The sequence below is a fragment of the Achromobacter insolitus genome, from assembly GCF_002209555.1.
GTDB lineage: Bacteria > Pseudomonadota > Gammaproteobacteria > Burkholderiales > Burkholderiaceae_B > Achromobacter > Achromobacter insolitus.
Map to the genome: position 1 here is coordinate 531,839 of NZ_NJIF01000004.1, position 21,494 is coordinate 553,332.

Consider the following 21,494-nt stretch of genomic DNA (forward strand, 5'->3'; position numbering starts at 1 on the left):
CAAACGGCCGCGCGGTCCCGGTCCGGATTAGGGTTTCTCCCTGTCAGGCGGCCTGATCGCGTTGCTGCGGCGCGGGCTGTTCCTGCGTGTCGGCGGAAACCTCTTCGGCCGGAGCCGTCGTTTCGGCCAGCGCCGGGGTGACCAGCTCCACGACCTTCTTGCGCGACAGCATGCCGATGAACTCGTCGTCTTCGCCTGTCACCGCAACCGGCTGGTCGCTGTGCACCAGTTGCGCCAGCACTTCGCCCAGGCCCGCCGTGGCCGGCACGGATGCCAGATCCTCGACGTAGCGCGAGATATCGCGCGCGCCCTCCTCGATGGCTCGGGTGGCCGCCTCGGCGGTCAGCACGCCCGCGAGCCGCTTGCCGTCCAGCACCGGCGCGTATTCATAGTTCAGGGCACGCATGCGGTCCATGGCGTGGGCGGGACGCGAACGCATGGTCAGCGTCAGACGCGCCGGGTTCACGGCGTGCGTGGCGTTGAGCACCTTGGTGCGGTTCACGTCCTGCAGGAACGACTGCACGTAGTCGTTGGCGGGGTTCAGCAGAATGTCTTCCGGCGTCCCTTCCTGCACCAGTTCGCCGTCCTTGAGGATGGCGATGCGATTGCCCAGGCGCAGCGCCTCGTCCAGGTCATGCGTGATGAAGACTATGGTCTTGTTGAGCTTGGCCTGCAGTTGCAGCAGTTGGTCCTGCATCTCGCGGCGGATCAGCGGATCCAGCGCCGAGAAGGCTTCGTCCATCAGCAGGATTTCAGCATCGGTGGCCAGCGCACGGGCCAGGCCGACACGCTGCTGCATGCCGCCCGACAATTGGTGCGGATACTGGTTCTCGAAGCCCGACAGGCCCACCTGGTCCAGCCATTCGCGGGCGCGCTTTTCGCGTTCGGCGCGCCCCACGCCCTGCACGGTCAGGCCGTAGGCGGCGTTGTCCAGCACGGTACGGTGCGGGAACAGGCCGAAGCGCTGGAACACCATGCTCATCTTCTTCTGGCGGAAAACTTCCAGGTCGCGCTTGTTCAGGCTGACCACGTCCACGCCATCAACCAGGATATGGCCGGCGCTGGGCTCGATCAGGCGGTTGAAGTGGCGGATCAACGTGGACTTGCCGGAACCCGACAGGCCCATGATGACGTAGATGCTGCCCTCTTCGATCGACAGGCTGATGTCGCGCAGGCCCAGCGTGTGGCCGCTCTCGGCCAGCAACTGTTCCTTGCTCATGCCGCCCTGGGCGGCTTCCAGCCATTTCTTCGGATGCGGCCCAAAGACCTTGTAGATGTTCTTGACCTCGATCTTGCTCATCGCTGGCCTCCCTTGCGCATGCGCTGTCCATACGATTGCGTGATCCGGTCGAACAGCACGGCCAGTACCACGATACCCAAGCCCGCCAGCAGGCCGCGGCCCACTTCCAGGCGGTTGATGCCCAGCAGCACTTCGTAGCCCAGCCCGCGCGCGCCGATCATCGAGGCAATCACCACCATCGACAGTGCCATCATCGTGGTCTGGTTGATGCCCGCCATGATGTTGGGCAGCGCCAGCGGAAGCTGCACGCCAAAAAGCTGCTGACGCGGATTGGCGCCGAAGGCACGCGAGGCTTCCAGCACTTCGCGGTCGACCAGGCGGATACCCAGGTCGGTCAGGCGGATCAGCGGCGGCACGGCGTAGATTACGGTCGCGATGATCGCGGGAATCTTGCCCAGGCCGAACAGCATGACGACGGGGATCAGGTACACGAAGCTGGGCATGGTCTGCATCACATCCAGCACCGGCAGCATGATGGAGCGCAGCCAGTTGACGCGCGCCATCAGCACGCCCAGCGGGATGCCGATAAGTACCGACAGGCCGGCTGCCATGATCATCAGCGCCAGCGTCTGCATGCCGGCGTCCCACAGGCCCAGGACCCCGATCACGCATAGCAGCGCGCCCATCGCCAGGCTCAGGCCGATGCGGCGGCTGACGCCCCAGGCGATCGCGACAGTGACCGCGACCACCGCCCACCAGGGCGAGCTGCGCAGCAATTGCTCCAACCACACCAGGGCATGCAGCACAGGCTGGGACAGTGTCTCCAGCGTGTCGGCATAGTTGGTGACCAAGTGATCGACAAAGCCGTCGATCGCCCCCCGGACCTGCCGGGCGGGAATAATTTCAGGAAACATTCGTTCTACTCCATTCTGGCGCACTCACCGCCCGGACCGCGCCCGCATCCCCGGAATCGGGCAATGCGGCGCAAGCTTGCGGCTTCCAGCTAGAAAACGGCCGGCCATCCCGGCAGCGCCAGCGCGTCTCGGTCCGGGCTCTGGGGCCCGGCCGGCGGCCATCCCGGCAAAGAAATCCGGCCCCAGGCGGGGCCGGTGCGCGCCCGGACGGCGCGCAGCCAGGCACATGGCGGGTTACAGCGCGCTCTGGACGCGCCCGGCGACGTCGGCGGGGACCCATTTGGTCCAGACGTCGGGTTTGTTCTTCAGGAACCACTTGGCCACGGCGTTGGCTTCGTCGCCAGACTCTTCCATGTGGGCCAGGGTTTCGTTGATCACCGGCAGCGGCACCGAAACCTTGGACAGGAATTCAGTGAGCTTGGGCGCCTCCTCGGAGAACTTGGTGTTCACCGCAGTGAAGACGGGATTGTCCGGATAGGCGCTGGGCTCGGGCTTGGCGCACTTGGGCGACGTCAGGCACTTGTGCTTTTCGGCGTCGTAGGGCGGCATGTCGAGCTTGACCAGGTCCATCGAGCCAACCAGGGGCGTGGGCGACCAGTAGTAGAAGACCACGTTCTGCTTGCGCTTGTATGCGGACATCAGCGCCGCCTTCTGCGCGGCGCCCGTACCGGGCGAATACAGCGTGTAGGTGTCGTCCAGCTTCAATGCGTGGAACAGGTTGTTGCTGGTGATTTCGCAACCCCACCCTGCCGGGCAGCCATAGAAGCGACCCTTGCCGGGCTCTTCGGGATCCTTGAACTTGTCCTTGAACTTGGGCAGGTCGGCCGCGGACTTCAGTTCGGGCAGACGCTCGGCCGTATAGCGGGGGATGTACCAACCCTCGGCGCCCATGTAGAGATCGCCGATGCGCTTGACCTTGCCGGTCTTTTCGGCGCGGTCCCAGGGCTCGGCCACGCTGTTCAGCCAGATCTCGGTATTGATATCCAGATCGCCACGCTCCAGCGCGGCCAGGGCGGGCAGGGTTTCGGTGGGCAGGGTTTCGGTTTTGCAACCGTAGCCCTTTTCCATGATGAAACGTTCGACGTCAACGAGGACCAGGTTGGATTCCCAGTTCATGCCGCCGAAATTGACCGGACGCTTGATTTCGCATTGGACGTCGGCGGCTTGGGCCGCACCGGCAAAGGCGAAGAACACAGCCGCGGCGGCCAGGGTCTTGACAGGGGTAAAACGCATTGGCTTTTGCCTCCATAGGTTCAGGGACACTCGCCAGGCTTGGGCCCGGAGGTGCCATGGAGCTAAGGGGGTTGTGCGGAAGACGGGCAGAACCGCCAATACAAACCGACACTAGCAACAAGACGGTCCGCGAGGGTGCGGCATCTTGCAAGACAGGAGTTTCAAAAACGTGATTTTTGAAAACCCACAGAAAGTGAACAAACTGAACGAAGAAGCCAGCATCTTAAACGAAATTGATGCTCAACCCAACCCCATCCCGGAATGAATCAGATACATTTCCGGAAAAAATGATCCGGGATTACCCGCAACGGCAAGGGGCGAAACAGCGATTTTCCCTAGAGGATTTTGATTCAGAAGCGAAGACACATTTAGTAAAAAATAAATTCATATCCACACGCTTTAACCGCCTCAAAATGGCCGGAAATACGCGTTCCGGCCAGTGCATGGACACGCCAGCAGCAGGCTTTCCCCGAATTTTCGAGGGGAAACGGCCACACTGTGGACGCTTAACGGCCGCTAGCCGTTCTTGCCGTACACGTTCTCGCCGTACATATAGTCCCGGCGCCAGGGATAGGCGAGGTCCGGTGGATTGTCCAGCTCATCGGCGCGCCCCGTCGCCGGGTGCTGGCCCAGGATCTGGTGCAATGCGATCCAGCCATGCTCGAAGGCCATGGCGCAGCCCGCCAGGTACAGTCGGTAGGCGCGCAGCGAACGCTCGCCCTGCTCACCGCCCAGGATGCGCGCCGCCTCAGAAAGGCGCGCCTCCAGCGCATCGCTCCAGGCCCACAGGGTGCGCGCGTAGTGCGGCCGCAGGTTTTCCACGTCCACTTCTTCCAGCCCGCCGTTGGTCAAGGTTTCCATCACCACGCTGACGTGGGTCAGCTCGCCGCCGGGGAAAATGTACTTCTCGATGAACTCACCCATGCCGTTGCCCAGTTCGGCGTTGTAGACGCCGGCCGCGGTAATGCCGTGGTTCATGATCAGCCCGCCCGGCTTGAGCAGACGGCGCAGCTTGGCGAAATAGCCCTCGAGCTGCGCGCGGCCCACATGCTCGAACATGCCGACCGATGCAATCTTGTCGTAGGGTGCGGACTCATCCAGCTTGCGGTAGTCCAGCAGCTCCATCCGGACCCGGCCGGCCAGCCCCTTTTCCTGGATCAGCTTGCTCACATGCGCATGCTGATTGCGCGATAGCGTGATGCCGGTGGCGTCCACGCCGTAGTTTTCCGCCGCCCACAGCAGCAATCCGCCCCAACCCGCGCCCACATCCAGGAAACGTTCGCCTTCCCGCAGACGCAGCTTGCGGCAGATGTGATCCAGCTTGGCTTCCTGGGCCTGGGCGAGCGTCATGCCCGGCTCGCGGTAATAGGCGCAGGAATAAACCCGGCGCGGATCCAGCCAGAGCGCGTAGAAATCATCCGACAGGTCATAGTGGAACTCGATCTGCTTGGCGTCGCGCTCGACCGAATGGCGCCAGACCGACATCACCTTGCGGACCAGCTCCGTGAGCCAACCGCCCCTGGCGGCATCCACGGGCGACCCCGGCAGCAAGGCGGCGGCGGCGGTCATGACATCGCGCATATTGCCTTCGATGTCGATACGGCCCTCCACGTAATCCTGCCCCAGCACGCCCACCGCGCCTTCGGCGAGATGGGCCAGCGCGGTCTTGTCATGCGTGACGAAACGGACGCGGGGTTCTGGTGGCCCCAGCACGGCGCCATCCGGCAGAACCAGTTGGACCGGGACCGGCAAGGCCTGAAGTTTGCGTTCCACTACAGACAACAAAGGATTCACGACTGCTCCTCTGAACTAGCTACGGACCTCGATGACTGTATCGGAAAAAACTTGCAATTTGCTTGTAAGGTTGCCCGTGATACAGTCGTTTACTTGGCCCAAAACGTGCAACAAACCGCATCCGGGCCCTGTCTCTGCGCTTTACCGCGATCCACATGCCCCCAGCAAATTCCTTTCGCAGCGGCCTGCCCGGCTGGCTGATACTCATGGGCGCGCTAACGGCCATCGGCCCGTTCGCCATCGATATGTACCTGCCCGCATTCCCCACGATTGCGGCAAACCTGGGTGTGCCCCGCGGCGACGTCGAACGCACGCTGGCCGCCTATCTGATCGGCCTGGCCATGGCGCAGGTGTTCTACGGACCGATGGCCGACCGCTACGGCCGCAAGCCCCCGCTGCTGGTTGGCCTGACGCTGTTCATGATCGCCTCGCTGGGTTGCGCGCTGTCCGGATCGGTCGAAGCGCTGACCGGCTGGCGCGTGGTGCAGGCCATGGGCGGCGCCGCAGGCATCGTGATCCCGCGCGCGGTCATCCGCGACCACTACGAAACCCATGAAGCCGCGCGCGCCATGTCGCTGCTGATGCTCATCATGGGGCTGGCCCCTATCCTCGCGCCGCTGGCCGGCGGGCAATTGCTGGCCATCACCTCCTGGCGCAGCCTGTTCTGGGTCATGCTGACTGGCGGCGCCATGCTGATGGCCGCCGTGATATTGATCATGAAGGAATCGCTGGCGCCCGAACGCGTGGTGCCGCTGCGTTGGGAGACCATACTGCGGAACTACCGCGACCTGTTCGCCCACCGCGGCTTCATGGCGCACAGCCTGGCCGGCGGTTTCGGCCAGGCCGGCATGTTTGCCTACATCATTGGTTCTCCGCGCGTCTTCATCGAACTCTACGGCGTCGCGCCGCAGTATTACGGCCTGCTTTTCGGCACCAACGCGCTGTCGCTCATCGTCTGCTCGCAGATCAGCGCCCGCCTGTTGCGCACCTACACACCGCGACAGCTGCAGCGCCGTGCCCTGACCTCGCTGGCCTGCGCCAGCCTGGCCGCGGTCGCACTGACGCTGGTCGGCTGGATGACCCTGCCCCTGCTCATGCTGTGCCTCATCAGCTACATGGGCAGCCAGGGCTTCGTGAATCCCAATTCGGCGGCGCTTGCCCTGGCAGACCAGGGCAAGCGGCTGGGCGCGGCTTCCGCGCTGCTGGGAACGCTGCAATTGTCTTGTGGCGCGCTGGCCGGCTTCGCTGTCAGCGCCTGGCAGACCGACAGTGCCCTGCCCCTGACAACCACGCTCGCGGCCTGCGCCTGCCTGTCCTGGATCTCGGGCCGCGTGGCGCAATCGCACACCAGCTAGCCTGGCTGCTTGATTTATTTAGACTTTTCGTATTAGAATCTAAGTCTTCACATGAAGTTTCCCGTGCCGGACTACTATGCTTTGTAGTTCAGCACTCTGACCCCAACCGCGTAATTGGCTAAGTCTGGCGATTCCCCCAGGAGCGAACTCCTCAGGAATTCCCGGCAATTCCAAGAATTCGTCGGGTGGCAGGCAGCGGGTATAAGCACTGGGGCGGACCAGTCTGGGCTTTAATGACCATTCCGATCTCCCCTCATCCACTAAGACTGGGTGGCCGGCATAGGCAAGGTACTGCAGCAGCGTACAACGCCTTTACAGCCCGGCGGCTGAAACCCCGTCTACCCCCCAAGCGATGCGCGCAAAAGAACGACCTAAAGAGGTGCATCCATGGCACGCGTATGCCAAGTGACCGGCAAAGGCCCGATGGTGGGCAACAATGTTTCGCACGCGAACAACAAGACCAAGCGTCGCTTCCTGCCCAACCTGCAATCGCGCCGGTTCTGGGTTGAAAGCGAAAACCGCTGGGTCCGCCTGCGTGTTTCGGCCAAGGCCATCCGCACGATCGACAAGAACGGCATCGACGCCGTGCTGGCCGAAATGCGTGCCCGCGGCGAACTGGCTTAATCGGCCTCCCCGCCAATCTACATACTAGGAGCACGACATGGCCAAAGGTATCCGCGAAAAGATCAAGCTCGAGTCGACCGCCGGCACGGGTCATTTCTACACGACCACCAAGAACAAGCGCAACATGCCCGAGAAGATGCTGATCAAGAAATTTGATCCAGTCGCTCGCAAGCACGTTGACTACAAGGAAACCAAGCTGAAGTAATTCAGCCGGTATTCCCGCAAGACAAAAAAAGCCCTGCATCGCAGGGCTTTTTTTTCGCCTGCCCGCCGCCGCGCATCCCTTGATTCCCTGTTGCCCGGCGCCGGGGTGCATGTTTCAATTGGGCCGCTGTCATCCGCCGCCTCGAGGCGCCTGGTCCTCTTTCCACGCGATATCCGCCATGTTCCGTCCCTGCCTTACCCTGTTGCGCCGCGCCGCGGCGCCGGCACTCCTGGCCCTGGCGCTGGCCCCGACCGCCTCCGCCAAGGACAAGGAGCCTCCCATCCGAATCGGCGAGATCAACAGCTACAAAGCGATCCCCGCCTTCCTGGGCCCATACAAAAAGGGCTGGCAGTTGGCACTGGAAGAGGTCAACGCAAGCGGCGGCGTGCTGGGCAGGAAGCTGGAGGTGATCTCGCGCGACGACAACGGCAACCCGGGCGATTCAGTGCGTGCCGCCCAGGAATTGCTGGCGCGCGAAAAGGTGGACTTGCTGTTCGGCGGCTTTCTTTCCAATACCGGCCTGGCATTGACGGACTTTGCCAAGCAGCAGCAGGTGTTCTTCCTGGCGGCCGAACCGCTCACCGACAAGATCACCTGGCAGGAGGGCAACCGCTACACCTACCGCCTGCGCCCCTCCACCTGGATGCACGTGGCGGCCCTGGCCCCCAAGGCGCTGGCCTTGCGCAAGAAACGCTGGGCCATCGTCTACCCCAACTATGAATACGGCCAGTCCGCCGTGGCCACCTTCAAGGCCATGATGACCTCGTTCCAGTCCGACGTGGAATTCGTTGCCGAGCAAGCCGTGCCGCTGGGCAAGGTGGACGCGGGCGCCGTCGTGCAGGCCCTGGCGGACGCCAAGCCCGATGCGATCTTCAACGTGTTGTTCGCCGCCGACCTGACCCGATTCGTGCGCGAAGGCAATACCCGCGGCCTGTTCGAAAACCGAGCCGTCGTCTCCGTGCTTTCCGGCGAACCCGAATATCTCGAACCCCTGGGCGCCGACACCCCCACGGGCTGGATCGTTACCGGCTATCCCTGGTATGCCATCGACACGCCGGCCAATACCACCTTCGTCGACGCCTACAAGAAACGCTACAACGAAACGCCCAAGGTGGGCTCGGTGGTGGGCTACGCCTCCCTCATGTCCATCGCCGAGGGCCTGAAGGCCGCCGGCGCCGTGGATACGGAGAAGCTGGTCAACGCCTTCGCCGGCCTGAAGGTGGACACGCCCTACGGCCAGATCCAGTATCGCAAGATCGACCACCAATCCACCATGGGCGTGTACGTGGGCGTGACCGCGGTGGAAGACGGCAAGGGCGTGATGAAGGATTTCGCCTACATCGACGGCGCGCGCCTCCAGCCCCCTGACGAGCAAGTGCGCAAGATGCGTCCGGCGCACTGATGAGCCTGTCCGGGCTGCTGCTGCAGCTGCTCAATGGGCTGGCGGACGCCAGCGCGCTGTTTCTGGTCGCCGCCGGCCTGTCGCTGATTTTCGGCGTCACACGCGTGGTGAATTTCGCGCACGGTTCGTTCTACATGCTGGGCATCTACCTGGCCTGGACCTTCACCGGATATTTTGGCGACGGGGCGGGTTACTGGGCTGGATTGCTGCTGGCGGCGCTGGTGACCGGCCTAGTCGGCGCGGCCGCCGAATGGCTGGTGCTCAGGCGCCTGTACCAGGCTCCCGAACTGTTCCAACTGCTGGCCACCTTTGCGCTGGTGCTCATCATCGGCGACGCGGCGCTGGCGATCTGGGGGCCGGAAGACCTGTTCGCGGCGCGCGCGCCTGGCCTGTCCGGCGCCGTGCAGATCCTGGGACGCCGCTATCCCGAATACGACCTGCTGCTGATTGCCGCAGGTCCCGTGGTACTGGGTCTGCTCTGGCTGCTGCTGATGCGCACACGCTGGGGCCGCCTGCTGCGCGCGGCGGCCGAAAATCGCCGGATGCTTGCTGCGCTGGGCGTGAATCAGGCCTGGCTGTTCACCTCGGCTTTCACGTTGGGCGCGTTCCTGGCGGGACTGGGCGGCGCGCTGGCGGCGCCCCGCGTGCCGGCCACGCTGGGCCTGGACCTGGAAATCATCGCCAGCGCTTTTGTGGTGGTCGTGGTGGGCGGCCTGGGTTCGATCCCCGGCGCCTTCCTGGCTGCATTGCTGATCTGCTCCGTCAAGGCGCTGTTCGTTTTCCTGGGACAGGTGCAGATCGGCCCCTGGGTCTTCAATCTTTCCAAGCTCACGCTCCTGGCCGAATTCGCCGTGATGGCCGTTGTGCTGGTGGTCCGCCCCTGGGGCCTGCTGGGCAAGCCCTCCGAAGCCGCCTCCTACGCCACCGCCGCCGAGCGTCCCATCGCTCCCGCCGGCCGGCGTTTGCGCCTGGCCTACGGCGTGCTGCTGGCGCTATTGGCGCTGGCGCCGGTAGTGGCCGCGCACAACCCCTACCTGGGCATCCTGCTGACCGAGATCCTGATCGCCGCGCTGTTCGCCGCCAGCCTGCATTTCCTTACCGGCCTGGCCGGCATGACCTCGTTCGGCCATGCGGCCTGGTTTGGCCTCGGCGCCTACGGCGCCGCGCTGCTCTTGAAGCTGGCGGCCGTGCCGATGGAGGCTGCGCTGCTTCTGGGGCCCTTCGCCGCGGCGCTGGGCGCTCTGCTCTTCGGCTGGTTCTGCGTGCGCCTGTCCGGCGTCTATCTGGCCATGCTGACCCTGGCAGTGGCGCAGATCCTCTGGGCGCTCGCTTATCAATGGGACGATGTGACCGGCGGCAGCAACGGGCTGATCGGCCTGTGGCCTTCCGCCTGGCTCACCCAGGGCCCCTGGTTTTATTACCTCACGCTGGCGCTTTGTGCGGCCGGCATCGCTTGGCTGCGCCGGCTGGCGTTCTCGCCCCTGGGTTATGCCTTGCGCGGCGTGCGGGATTCCGCCTTGCGAGCCGAAGCGCTGGGCATGGACACCCGCCGCGTGCAATGGGCAGGCTTCGTGGCCGCGTCCTTCGCCGCGGGCGTGGCAGGCTCGCTCTATGCGTTCTCCAAAGGCAGCATCGCGCCCGACACGCTGGCCGTGAGCCGGTCCGTGGACGGACTGGTCATGGTGCTGCTGGGCGGCCTGCAGACCCTGGCCGGCCCGCTCGTGGGAGCGGCCGCCTATACGTGGCTGCAGGACGCCGCCGCCCGCAGCACCGAATACTGGCATGCCGTGTTGGGGCTGGCCATCCTGGCCCTGGTCATGGCCTTTCCCGAGGGCCTGGCCGGCGCCGCGGCCCGCCTTGCCGCGCGCTGGAACGGGAGGCGCGCATGACGCCCGCCCCGCTGCTCCAAGTCCGCGACCTGCGCAAATCCTTCGGCGGCATCGATGCCCTGGCCGGCGTTTCCTTTACGCTGGAAGCTGGCAGGATGCTGGCGCTGATTGGCCCCAACGGCGCAGGCAAGTCCACCTGCTTCAACGCGCTGGGCGGCCAGCTCCGGCCCGACTCCGGATCGGTCCTTCTGGACGGGCGCGAGCTGGTCGGGCTCTCGGCGCGCAGGATCTGTCAGCTGGGCGTAGGCCGCAGTTTCCAGACCGCCGCCACCTTCCGCTCCATGACCGTGCGGGAAAACGTGCAGACGGCGCTGCTGTCGCGCGACCGCTTGCTGCTGAATCCGTGGCGGCGGGCGGCCCGGCACGCGGTCGAAGAGGCCATGTCGCTGCTTTCGCAAGTACAGATGACGGACAAGTCGGAAGCGCATTGCGGCACGCTGGCCTATGGCGACGTCAAGCGTGTCGAACTGGCCATGGCGCTGGCGCACCGACCCCGTCTTTTGCTGATGGACGAACCCACGGCCGGCATGGCGACCAATGAACGTCATGCGCTGATGCGACTGACGCGCACACTGGCCGACACGCAGCGCATGGCGGTCCTCTTTACGGAGCACAGCCTGGACGTCGTGTTCAAGCATGCCGACCGCATTGCGGTGCTGGTGCGCGGCAGCGTGCTGGCCGAGGGAGCGCCCGCGCAGATTGCCGCCGACGAGCGGGTAAGGGCCGCCTACCTCGGCACGGAAGCGCCGCAGCCGATCTGAAGCCGGCAGCGCCCGCGCCGCATCAGTCGTTCCTCAGCCCATTGGGCTGGCATTCCCAGAAGATCTTGGCCTGGCAGCCCTCGCAAATGCCGCGGTCCAGCTTGGCGTAGATCGAATGCAATGCCGTCGCCTTGTCGGGAAAGATGTGGTCCTCGCCCAGGCGCTCCAGGAATCCCGTGCGGCGCCACATGTCCATCACTTCCGGCCGCGGACGATGGAAATAGAGGTCGCCCCCCATGGCGCGCCGGGCAGCCAGCTCGTCCTCCCAGACCTGTGCGCCAGCCATATCGATGAAGTTCATGCTCTTGGCCATGACCAACAGATGGCGAGCAGCGCCGGGCGCGGCGCGCAGCTCATGCAGACGCTGCGCCACATGGGTGGCCGCGCCGAAATACACCGAGCCCTCCATGCGCAGCAGCTTGAGCTGCGGGCACTCGGGCAAGGCATCGGACGCGTGCTCCAGCACCACGAAACGGCGCTCCAGCCCGCGCGAATCGAAACCCATGGTGCGCATCGCGGGCCGCGAGGTACGGTGCAGATAGACCATCAAGGACAGCACCGTGCCCAGCAGGATCGCCACTTCCATGCGTATGGTGATGGTGGCGGCCAGTGTCGCGGCCGCGATGATGCATTCGCCGCGCTGGGTACGGATCAGTTGCCGCCAGCGCGGAATGTCGAACAGGGTCCAGGCCACGAGCAGCAGCAGGCCGGAGATCGCGGCATGCGGAATCATGGCCAGCAACGGGGCCGACAAGGCCACCAGCGCCACCAGCAACAAGGCCGAGAATACGGATGCCAGCGGCGTCTTGGCGCCAGCTTCGTAATTGGGAATGGAGCGGTTGAGGGATCCGCAGGACAGGTAGCACGAGAAAAAGCCGCCCACGATGTTGGACAGCCCCTGCCCCACGAACTCGCGATTGGCGTCGATGCGCTGGCCCGATCGGGTAGCCACGGCCTTGGCGATGGAAATGGACTGCGCCAACGCCACGATCGTCAGCGCGAAGGCCACGCTCAAAAGCTCCGGCAAGGCGCGCCAATCGACGCTCGGTATGTGAAATGGCGGCCAGGGCCGGGCCAGCGCGCCCAGCACGGACACCGGTTCGCCATCGGTCAGCGCATTGAAGGCCGCGGCCGCGAGCGCCCCCGCCGCCAGCCCCGCCAGCATGTACGGTTTGCGTTTATCCAGCCGCCGCAGCAACAGGGCCACGGCCAAGGTCGTCAGCGTCACCAGCAAGGCGCCCAGGTGCACCTGCCCAAGGTGCGTGGCCAGCGTCGCCAGCAGGGCGCCCGCGCCGTGCGCGTCCGGCGCCGGCATGCCCAGGGCGTCCTTCAGCGCATGCACGGCGATAAGCAGGGCCGCGCCGCTGGTGAAGCCGAACAACGCCGAAGGCGAGATGAAATGCGCCAGCGATCCCAGTCTCAGGGTGCCCACCAGCCATTGCATCAGCCCGACCAGCACGGTGACGGCTAGCGCCAGCTGGATGTAGCCCTGGCTGCCGGCGACCGCCAGCGGCGTCAGCACCGCATAGAGCGCCAGCGAGTTGGCATTGGTCGGGCCGGACATGACATGGCGGCTCGATCCGAACAACGCCGCGACGATACAGGGAACGATGGCGGAATACAGGCCATACTCGGGCGGCAGCCCGGCCAGCATGGCGAACGCCACGCCCTGCGGCAGCACCAGCAACGCGCCCAGCAGGCCCGCCGTGGCATCCGCGCGCAAGGTCCGCGCATTGACCTCATCCACCCACGAGCCAAACAGCCGGCGCGCTACGCTCATCCCCCCCTGCATCATTCTTTCTTGTCCCTCGGCATCTGCTTTTGAATCGGCCCGCGTCACGCCGTGGCGGCGAGGCCTTTGGTCCCGACCGCGGCGCGTTTGAGCCGGCATCGGGGCCGTCTAGCGTAATCGCTAGCGCCCCTCGCGCGCAACGCGTTCCGCTTACTTCAGGTAACGGCGCTCCAGCTCGCGCATCTGGGCATCGCCCTGCAGCGCGATGATCTCCTTGACCGTCGGCAGGACGGCGTCCACCTCGTGGATGCCCCCCTCGCGGCGGATGCGGGCGAACACGTCCCGCATCGCCCCCGCCGCGGCGCGGATGGCGTGATTGCCATAAATGACCAGGCCGACCTTGCCCAGCGCCTGGATATCGGATTCGCGCAACTGCGGATAGGCCGTGGGCACCAGCACCAGCGGCACGCGGCCTTGCCAGGCGGAAACGAACGACAGGATCTCGTCGGGCGTATTCTGCCTGGAATGGATCAGGATGGCGTCCGCGCCCGCGGCTTCGTATTCGCGGGCGCGCGCCAGCGCTTCCCGTTCGCCGGCGCCCGCAATCAGCGCCTCGGTCCGGGCGATCACGCAGAAATCCGCGTCGCGGCGCGCGCCGCAGGCCGCTTCGATCTTGCCCTGGAACTCCGCAACCCGCACCAATTCCTGCCTGCCGGCGGCACGCAGGCTGGTGTCCTTGGGAAAGGTCTTGTCCTCCATCACCACCGCCGATACGCCGGCGGCTTCGTACTGCGGCACCATATAGGAAACGTTGATCGCATTGCCGAACCCGGTGTCGATATCGGCAATGACGGGCGCCTCCACCGTCGCTGCGATCGCCCGCATCATGTCCAGGTGCTGCGATGGCGAGAGAATATTGGCGTCGGGCACGGCGTAGCTCGCCGACAGTTCGAAGCCGCTACCCCAGATCGCGTCGAACCCGGCGTCGGCCGCGAGTTTGGCGGCCAGCGGGTTGTGCGCCGACATGGCGTGCATCAAGGCGGGATCCTGCAATTTCTGGCGAAAACGGGCGTTTCTATTCATGGCGGGAACGTGGGCGTAAACCCGGCGCGCCGCGCGCCGGCTCCGGCCATCGTAGCGCCAATCCCGGTCTCGCCGGGACGTCAGCCTGCCTCGCCCCCGCGCCGCGACTTCATGGCCTGCCCAATGGCAACCAGCACGTCGTCCGCAATCAACCTCGCCGCCATCGGCAGCAGTTCGCTCTCTTCGCGCTGGATATGCGCGGCGTAGGCGCTGGCGAAATCCTGGACCTGGCTCATGGGCAGCTCGGCCTGGCGCCCCGCCGCAATGTCGGAAAGCGCCTGGCGCAAGGGCTCCCAGCGCTGCGCCAGTTGCCGGTGCTCGGCGATCAAGCCGTCCACCAGCGCATGCAGGCAGACCGCGTCGGACCCGGCCATCGACTCGATCAAGGCGGGGAACAAGTCCTCTTCCTCGTCTTCGTGGTGATGCACGGCCGCCGTATCGAAGTAGCGAAGGACGCTGGCCGCGGCGGTCTGGGCCGCCGCGTCGCTCCCGTGCGCGGGCAAGTGCCGGCTCAAGCGCTCCAGCGTGGCGCACTGGCGGGAAATGCGTCCGTGGCAGGCCGACAGCAAGGCCAACGGATCATCGGCTCCGGGCGCCGGGGCCGGACCTCCAGGAAAGCTCACCGCCATTGCACACCTCCGTTATCCGGCGTGGCCGCGCCACCACAAGCGGATGGAATCCCACGCGCGCCCCGCGAATCCCGCCTCGGCCACGGGCTCCAGGGCCACCACGGGAAACTGCATGGCCGGCTTGCCGTCGACCATCACGCGCAGCGCGCCCACGGTGGACTGGGCAGCGATCGGCGCAATCAGCGGATCCTGCGGCGTCCAGACCGGTTCGACCTTGGCGCCCGCGGGCACCGTCACATACGCATCGCGCGCGAATCCGGCTTTCAGGCTGTCGTGCTCGCCTTTCCATACCTCGGGCGTGGCGACGGCCTGCCCGCGCGCGTACAGCTTGATGGTATTGAACCCCTGAAAGCCCCACTCCAGCAACTCGCGGCTTTCCTGCGTGCGCAACTTGTCCGACGCCGTGCCCACCACCACGGTGATCAGGCGGCGCTGGTCCGCGCCATTTGGCCGCTGCGCGGTGGCCACGATGCAGTACCCGGCCGAGTCGGTGTGCCCGGTCTTCAGGCCGTCCACGCTGGGATCCAGCCAGAGCAGGCGGTTGCGGTTCGGCTGCGTGATCTTGTTGTAGGTGAACTGCTTGGCCGAATCGTAGGTTTTGTAGAGCTGGGGATAGTCGCGGATGAAGCGCGTCGCCAGGATCGACAGGTCGCTGACGGTGGAATAGGTCCCCGCATCCGGCAAGCCATGCGGGCTGGCGAAGCGCGTGGCATGCAGGCCCAGCTTGGCGGCGGTATCGTTCATCCGCGCCACGAAGGCCTCGACGCTGCCCGACACCGCTTCCGCCAGCGCAATCGCCGCGTCGTTGCCCGACTGGATCATCAGCCCACGCAGCAGGTCATCCACCGACACCTTGGAGCCCGGCTCCAGGAACATCTTCGAGCTGCCGGCCGGCACCTTCCAGGCGCGCGTCGACACCGTGACCAGCTGCGTGGCCGACAGTTCTTTCTTGCTCAGGGCCTCGAACACCACGTAGGCCGTCATGATCTTGGTCAAGGACGCCGGCTCGATCCGCGCCGTCGCCGCGTGCGACGCGATCACCTGCCCGCTGGTCTCGTCCAGCAACAGCCAGGCCTTGGCCGACAAGGCCGGCGCCGTCTGTGCCAAGGCGCTCGACACGCACGCGGCCGCGACGAGCAAGCCCGCCGCCAACTTCTTCATCAACATATCGCTGCTTCACTTCCATGCTTGGTTTTTTCCCGCGCGAGAGCCCGCTCGGCGCCCGCAATTGGAACACGCGCGGCGCGGTTGGTTCAGCGCCGTCGGCATATGAAAAGATGGGCGAGGAATGTCACGACATCTTGCAAGACGCCTTCTACAAAGCACTTTCTGTGTCGAAAACAACAAACAAAGGTCAAAAACCCGCTGGAAAACCGCATAAATCACCACTCTTCCGCTATCATCGGCCGCGTAGCGTTAAATGCCGATAACCGGCGCGCGCTGCTCCATGACCTCAACATACGGATTTTGACCATGGCCACGAAAGCAAAAGCTCCTGCCAAGAAAGTCACCAAGCCCGCCGCCAAGGCGCCCGCAAAGAAGGCAACTGCTGCCAAACCCGCTGTGAAGCCCGCTGCAAAGCCGGCCGTCAAAAAGGTCGTCGCCGCCAAGAAGGTCGCTGCTGCCCCCAAGGCCATCAAGGCAGCCCTGAACAAGACCCAGCTCATCGCTTACATCGTTGAGCAATCCGGCGTTGAAGCCAAGTCGGTCAAGGCCGTCCTGGCCAGCCTGGAAACCTCGGTGCTGAGCTCCGTGGACAAGAAGGGCGCTGGCGAATTCACGCTGCCCGGCCTGTTCAAGGTTGCCGTGCAGAAGGTTCCCGCCAAGGCCAAGCGCTTCGGCAAGGATCCCTTCACCGGTGAAGAGCGCTGGTTCCCCGCCAAGCCGGCTTCGGTCAAGGTGAAGGTTCGCCCGCTCAAGAAGCTGAAGGACGCCGCGCAGTAATTCCGCGCGTACATCCGGTCAAGCCGGAAGGGCCCGCCTCGCAAGAGGCGGGCCCTTCTTTTTTGCGGCGCTCCCGCGAGCCATGCACTGAGCCTCGTCCGAATTTATCTTTATGTTAAGATACTTCACGTAAAAACAAATACGGCCTGCCCCATGAATGACCTCGTCGATCTGGTGATCTCGCAATGGACGCGGGAATGTCCCGCCCAGGATTTCGCCGCCATGTCCGTCGTCACCCGCGTATTCCGCCTGAATGCGCTGGCCGCGCGCAATGTGAACCGCAGCTTTCGCCGCTATGACCTGCATCAGGGCGAATTCGACGTCCTGGCCACGCTCTACCGCAGCGGCGCCCCCTACGCGTTGAATCCCCAGAAACTGGTGGAAGCCCTGCTGCTGACCTCCGGCGCCATGACCAACCGCCTTGACCGCCTGGAACAGGCCGGCCTGCTCACGCGCAGCCCCAATCCGGAAGACCGCCGCGGCGTCATCGTGTCGCTCACGGCCGAAGGCCTGCGCGTCATCAAGCTGGTACTGAAGGACTACCTGAAAGACCTCAACGAATTGCTGGAACCGCTGTCCGCCAGCGAACGCAAGCAACTGGCGGGCCTGCTGAAGAAGCTGCTGATCAAGCAAGACCAGGAAACGCCCGGCGGCATCGGCACTTGAGCCTGCCGCCCGAACGTCCCCGCAGCCGCTTTTCCCCGATTCAAATCCATGACTTCCGCTACCCAGCCTTCCCAGACGCCGGTCTTGACCGCCCCCATCATCCTGCTGATGTCGGTGGCCACCGGCCTCGCCGTCGCCAGCAACTACTACGCGCAGCCGCTGTTGCACACGATCAGCGAGCAATTCTCGCCGTCCACGGCGACAGCCGGCAGCATCGTCACCACCGCGCAACTGAGCTACGCAGTGGGCCTGATACTGCTGGTGCCGCTAGGCGACATGTTCGAACGCCGCGGCCTGATCGTGCTGATGAGCCTGCTGTCCTCGGGCGGGTTGCTGGTGTCCGCGTTCGCCCCCAACATCACCGTGCTGATCCTGGGCACGGCGCTGACCGGCATGTTGTCCGTGGTCGCCCAGATCCTGGTGCCGTTCGCCGCCACGTTGGCCGCGCCCCATGAACGGGGCAAGGCCGTGGGCACGGTCATGAGCGGGCTGCTGCTGGGCATCCTGCTGGCCCGTACCGTCGCGGGCGCGCTCGCCGACGTAGGCAGCTGGCGCACGGTCTATTGGGTGGCCGCCATTCTGATGCTGTTCATGTCCGCCGCCCTGTGGCGCCTGCTGCCCCGCCACCAGAGCCCCGCCGGGCTGAGCTACCCGCGCCTACTGGGTTCCATCCTGCGCATGTTCGTTGAAGAGCCCCTGTTCCGCGCCCGTTCGCTCCTGGGCGCGCTGCTGTTCGCGGCCTTCAGCATGCTGTGGACGCCCCTGACCTTCCTGCTGGCCAGCCCGCCCTATCAATACAGCAATACGACCATCGGCCTGTTCGGCCTGGCCGGCGCCGCCGGGGCGTATGCCGCGAACCGCTTCGGTCGCCTGGCAGACCGCGGCATGGGCAATCTGGCCACCCGCGTCGGACTGCTGTTGCTGCTGGGCTCCTGGGGGCTGATGGCCTTCGGCCAGGTATCGGTGCTTGCCTTGCTGGCCGGCATCCTGGTGCAGGACCTGGCGATCCAGGGCGTCCATGTCACCAATAGCAGCTCCCTCTACCGGCTGCGCCCCGAAGCGCGCAGCCGGCTGACAGCGGGCTACATGACCAGCTACTTCATCGGCGGCGCATCCGGTTCGCTGGTATCGTCCTGGCTGTACGCCCATTTTGGCTGGCCCGGCGTGGTCACGGCGGGCGCCGTCCTCGGGGTGATTACGCTGGCATACGGCGCCTTGGCGCCCAGCGCGCGCATCCCCGAAACGGCTCCGTCCCCTGCCCGCGCCTAGCACCTCCTATAATCAGGGGTTTTGGCCGCCTCCGCGCCCGCGCGGCGAGGCGGCTCACCCTTTTTTTGCCACCGTGCACGAGCCCATGCAGGAACGTTACCTCCCCAATACCGTCGAAGCAGCCGCCCACCAAGACTGGCAGGCCCGCGACGTCTATCTCGTCCATGAAAACGCGAAGAACGCCGACGGCTCCGAAAAGCCGAAGTTCTACGCCTGCTCCATGCTGCCCTATCCCAGCGGCAAGCTGCACATGGGCCACGTGCGCAACTACACCATCAACGACATGATGGCCCGCCAGCTGCGCATGCGCGGCTACAACGTCCTGATGCCCATGGGCTGGGACGCCTTCGGCATGCCGGCGGAAAACGCCGCCATCAAGTCCAAGGTTCCGCCGGCGAAGTGGACGTACGACAACATCGCCTACATGAAGAAGCAGATGAAGGCGATGGGTCTGGCGATCGACTGGACGCGCGAGATGTGCGCCTGCGATCCCCAGTACTACAAATGGAACCAGTGGCTCTTTCTCAAGATGCTGGAAAAGGGCGTGGCCTACCGCAAGACCCAGGTCGTCAATTGGGATCCGGTGGACCAGACCGTGCTGGCCAATGAACAGGTCATCGACGGCCGCGGCTGGCGCTCGGGCGCGCTCGTGGAAAAGCGCGAGATCCCCGGCTACTACCTGCGCATCACCGATTACGCCGACGAGCTGCTGGGCGCCGTCCAGAACGACCTGCCCGGCTGGCCGGAACGCGTGCGCCTGATGCAGGAAAACTGGATCGGCAAGTCCGAGGGGCTGCGCTTTGCCTTCCCGCACAAGATCGCCGGTCAGGATGGCCAGTTGATCCAGGACGGCAAACTGTACGTATTCACCACCCGCGCCGACACCATCATGGGCGTGACCTTCTGCGCGGTGGCGCCGGAGCACCCCCTGGCCACTCAGGCCGCCTCGTCCAATCCGCAACTGGCCGCATTCATCGAACAATGCAAGCTGGGCGGCACGACCGAGGCCGAAATGGCCACGCGCGAAAAGGAAGGCATGCCCACCGGGCTGTTCGTCACGCACCCGATCACGGGCGCCGACATCGAGGTCTGGGTCGGCAACTACGTGCTCATGAGCTATGGCGACGGCGCCGTCATGGGCGTGCCGGCGCATGACGAACGCGATTTCGCCTTCGCCAAGAAGTACGACCTGCCCATCGTCCAGGTCGTGGACGTGGCGGGCAAGGAATATTCCACCAACGCCTGGCAGGAGTGGTACGGCGACAAACAAGCCGGCCGCACCATCAATTCCGGCAAGTACGACGGCCTCACGCACAAGGAAGCAGTCGACGCCATTGCCGCAGATCTCGGCGCCCTGGGCCTGGGCGAAAAACAGACCACCTGGCGCCTGCGCGACTGGGGCATTTCGCGCCAGCGTTATTGGGGCACGCCCATCCCCATCATCCATTGCGCGGATTGCGGCCCGGTCCCGGTTCCGGAAAAGGACCTGCCCGTCGTGCTGCCCGACGACCTCATCCCGGACGGCAGCGGCAACCCGCTGGCCAAGAACGAGGCCTTCCTGTCCTGCTCCTGCCCCAAGTGCGGCAAGCCGGCGCGGCGCGAAACGGACACGATGGACACCTTCGTGGACTCGTCCTGGTATTTCATGCGCTACACCTCGCCTGGCAATGACAACGCCATGGTCGACTCGCGCAATGACTACTGGATGCCCATGGACCAGTACATCGGCGGCATCGAGCACGCAGTGCTCCACCTGCTGTATGCCCGTTTCTGGACCAAGGTCATGCGCGACATGGGCTTGCTCAATTTCGACGAGCCCTTCACCAAGCTGCTGTGCCAGGGCATGGTGCTGAACCACATCTATTCGCGCAAGACCCCCCAGGGCGGCATCGAATACTTCTGGCCGGAAGACGTCGAAAACGTCTATGACGACCGCGGCGCCATCGTCGGCGCCAAGCTGAAGTCGGACGGCTCCGCCATCAACTATGGCGGCGTGGGCACGATGTCCAAGTCCAAGAACAACGGCGTCGATCCCCAGTCGTTGATCGACACGCTGGGCGCCGATACGGCCCGCCTGTTCGTCATGTTCGCCAGCCCGCCGGAACAGACTCTCGAATGGTCCGACTCCGGCGTCGAAGGCTCCAACCGCTTCCTGCGCCGCCTCTGGTCCATCAGCTATGGCCAGCGCGAAGCCGTGGCACGCGGCTTGGCCAATGGCGCCGATTGGACGCAGGCGCCAGCCGCCGTCAAGGACCTGCGCCGCGAAGTCTACGGCCTGCTCAAGCAAGCCGACTACGACTACCAGCGCATCCAGTACAACACCGTCGTGTCGGCGTGCATGAAGATGCTCAACGCCATCGACGACGCCAAGCTGCCCGAAGGTGCTGCCGCGGACGCCGCCTACGCCGAAACGCTGGGCGTGCTGCTGCGCGTGCTGTACCCCGTGGTGCCGCACATCACCTGGCACCTGTGGCGCGACCTGGGCCACGCACACGAACTGGGCGACCTGCTCGACGCGCCCTGGCCTCATGTAGACGAAGCGGCGCTGATCGCCGACGAAATCGAACTCATGCTCCAGGTCAATGGCAAGCTGCGCGGCTCCATCCGCGTGGCCGCCAAGGCCGCCAAGGAAGATATCGAGAAGCTCGCCGCCTCCCAGGAGGAGGTCTCCCGCTTCCTGGAAGGCCGTCCGCCCAAGCGTGTCATCGTGGTTCCGGGCAAACTGGTCAACGTCGTAGGCTGATGAGGTCAAGC

Annotated in this window: 18 protein-coding genes; 10 read left to right on the forward strand and 8 right to left on the reverse strand. The window is 65.0% G+C overall.

Translation table 11 applies throughout. The features are described from left to right. Positions 1-43: 43 nt before the first annotated feature. The 4 genes from CEY08_RS17625 to CEY08_RS17640 form a co-directional block, all read right to left on the reverse strand. Positions 44-1,300: a quaternary amine ABC transporter ATP-binding protein gene (locus CEY08_RS17625; RefSeq protein WP_076814920.1), complete on the reverse strand. Its 1,257-nt coding sequence runs from the start codon at positions 1,298-1,300 to the stop codon at positions 44-46. Next, positions 1,297-2,154, reverse strand: a complete 858-nt coding sequence (locus CEY08_RS17630) for an ABC transporter permease (protein WP_063640950.1) — start codon at positions 2,152-2,154, stop codon at positions 1,297-1,299. Before CEY08_RS17630 ends, CEY08_RS17625 begins: the two co-directional genes overlap by 4 nt. Positions 2,155-2,388: 234 nt before the next feature. After that, complete coding sequence (locus CEY08_RS17635; RefSeq protein WP_042794603.1) at positions 2,389-3,387, reverse strand: ABC transporter substrate-binding protein; 999 nt, start codon at positions 3,385-3,387, stop codon at positions 2,389-2,391. 516 nt (positions 3,388-3,903) lie between these two features. Further along, positions 3,904-5,181 carry a class I SAM-dependent methyltransferase gene (locus tag CEY08_RS17640; protein WP_088607738.1) on the reverse strand — a complete coding sequence of 426 codons (1,278 nt, stop codon included), beginning with the start codon at positions 5,179-5,181 and terminating at the stop codon, positions 3,904-3,906. A gap of 206 nt (positions 5,182-5,387) precedes the next feature. Here CEY08_RS17640 and CEY08_RS17645 point away from each other — a divergent pair, with 206 nt between their 5' ends. The 6 genes from CEY08_RS17645 (at position 5,388) to CEY08_RS17670 (ending at position 11,417) form a co-directional block, all read left to right on the forward strand. Continuing rightward, a complete protein-coding gene (locus tag CEY08_RS17645) occupies positions 5,388-6,536 on the forward strand; it encodes a Bcr/CflA family multidrug efflux MFS transporter (RefSeq protein ID WP_076814922.1) in 1,149 nt (382 codons plus the stop codon). A gap of 387 nt (positions 6,537-6,923) precedes the next feature. Then, positions 6,924-7,160 (forward strand): 50S ribosomal protein L28, encoded by a 237-nt coding sequence (gene rpmB, locus CEY08_RS17650; protein ID WP_006385639.1) that lies wholly within the window; start codon positions 6,924-6,926, stop codon positions 7,158-7,160. Positions 7,161-7,197: 37 nt separating this feature from the next. Next, positions 7,198-7,365, forward strand: a complete 168-nt coding sequence (gene rpmG / locus CEY08_RS17655) for a 50S ribosomal protein L33 (RefSeq protein ID WP_003810296.1) — start codon at positions 7,198-7,200, stop codon at positions 7,363-7,365. A 178-nt stretch (positions 7,366-7,543) separates the two neighbouring features. After that, positions 7,544-8,767, forward strand: coding sequence for an ABC transporter substrate-binding protein (locus CEY08_RS17660; RefSeq protein WP_076814924.1), 1,224 nt, complete (start codon positions 7,544-7,546; stop codon positions 8,765-8,767). Continuing rightward, positions 8,767-10,656, forward strand: a complete 1,890-nt coding sequence (locus CEY08_RS17665) for an ABC transporter permease (protein WP_076814926.1) — start codon at positions 8,767-8,769, stop codon at positions 10,654-10,656. Before CEY08_RS17660 ends, CEY08_RS17665 begins: the two co-directional genes overlap by 1 nt. Beyond that, positions 10,653-11,417, forward strand: a complete 765-nt coding sequence (locus tag CEY08_RS17670) for an ABC transporter ATP-binding protein (RefSeq protein ID WP_042794604.1) — start codon at positions 10,653-10,655, stop codon at positions 11,415-11,417. Before CEY08_RS17665 ends, CEY08_RS17670 begins: the two co-directional genes overlap by 4 nt. A 22-nt stretch (positions 11,418-11,439) precedes the next feature. On the opposite strand, the gene CEY08_RS17675 is transcribed toward CEY08_RS17670, so the two are convergent. The 4 genes from CEY08_RS17675 to CEY08_RS17690 all read right to left on the reverse strand — a co-directional run bounded on the left by CEY08_RS17675 (position 11,440) and on the right by CEY08_RS17690 (position 16,028). Continuing rightward, positions 11,440-13,197 carry a SulP family inorganic anion transporter gene (locus CEY08_RS17675; RefSeq protein WP_076814928.1) on the reverse strand — a complete coding sequence of 586 codons (1,758 nt, stop codon included), beginning with the start codon at positions 13,195-13,197 and terminating at the stop codon, positions 11,440-11,442. Positions 13,198-13,359: 162 nt separating this feature from the next. Continuing rightward, entirely contained in the window at positions 13,360-14,232 is an 873-nt protein-coding gene (locus CEY08_RS17680; protein ID WP_076814929.1) for a phosphonopyruvate hydrolase, read from the reverse strand. Positions 14,233-14,312: 80 nt separating this feature from the next. Beyond that, a complete protein-coding gene (locus CEY08_RS17685) occupies positions 14,313-14,861 on the reverse strand; it encodes a hemerythrin domain-containing protein (protein WP_076814931.1) in 549 nt (182 codons plus the stop codon). A 12-nt stretch (positions 14,862-14,873) separates the two neighbouring features. Beyond that, positions 14,874-16,028 carry a D-alanyl-D-alanine carboxypeptidase family protein gene (locus CEY08_RS17690; protein ID WP_084738588.1) on the reverse strand — a complete coding sequence of 385 codons (1,155 nt, stop codon included), beginning with the start codon at positions 16,026-16,028 and terminating at the stop codon, positions 14,874-14,876. A gap of 306 nt (positions 16,029-16,334) precedes the next feature. Here CEY08_RS17690 and CEY08_RS17695 point away from each other — a divergent pair, with 306 nt between their 5' ends. The 4 genes from CEY08_RS17695 (at position 16,335) to leuS (ending at position 21,483) form a co-directional block, all read left to right on the forward strand. Next, positions 16,335-16,805, forward strand: coding sequence for an HU family DNA-binding protein (locus CEY08_RS17695; protein ID WP_042794607.1), 471 nt, complete (start codon positions 16,335-16,337; stop codon positions 16,803-16,805). A gap of 153 nt (positions 16,806-16,958) precedes the next feature. Continuing rightward, entirely contained in the window at positions 16,959-17,471 is a 513-nt protein-coding gene (locus CEY08_RS17700; protein WP_042794608.1) for a MarR family winged helix-turn-helix transcriptional regulator, read from the forward strand. 48 nt (positions 17,472-17,519) lie between these two features. Further along, on the forward strand, positions 17,520-18,740 hold the full coding sequence (locus CEY08_RS17705) for an MFS transporter (RefSeq protein ID WP_076814933.1): 1,221 nt from the start codon (positions 17,520-17,522) through the stop codon (positions 18,738-18,740). An 85-nt stretch (positions 18,741-18,825) separates the two neighbouring features. Beyond that, a complete protein-coding gene (gene leuS / locus CEY08_RS17710) occupies positions 18,826-21,483 on the forward strand; it encodes a leucine--tRNA ligase (RefSeq protein WP_076814936.1) in 2,658 nt (885 codons plus the stop codon). The last annotated feature ends 11 nt before the right edge of the window (positions 21,484-21,494 follow it).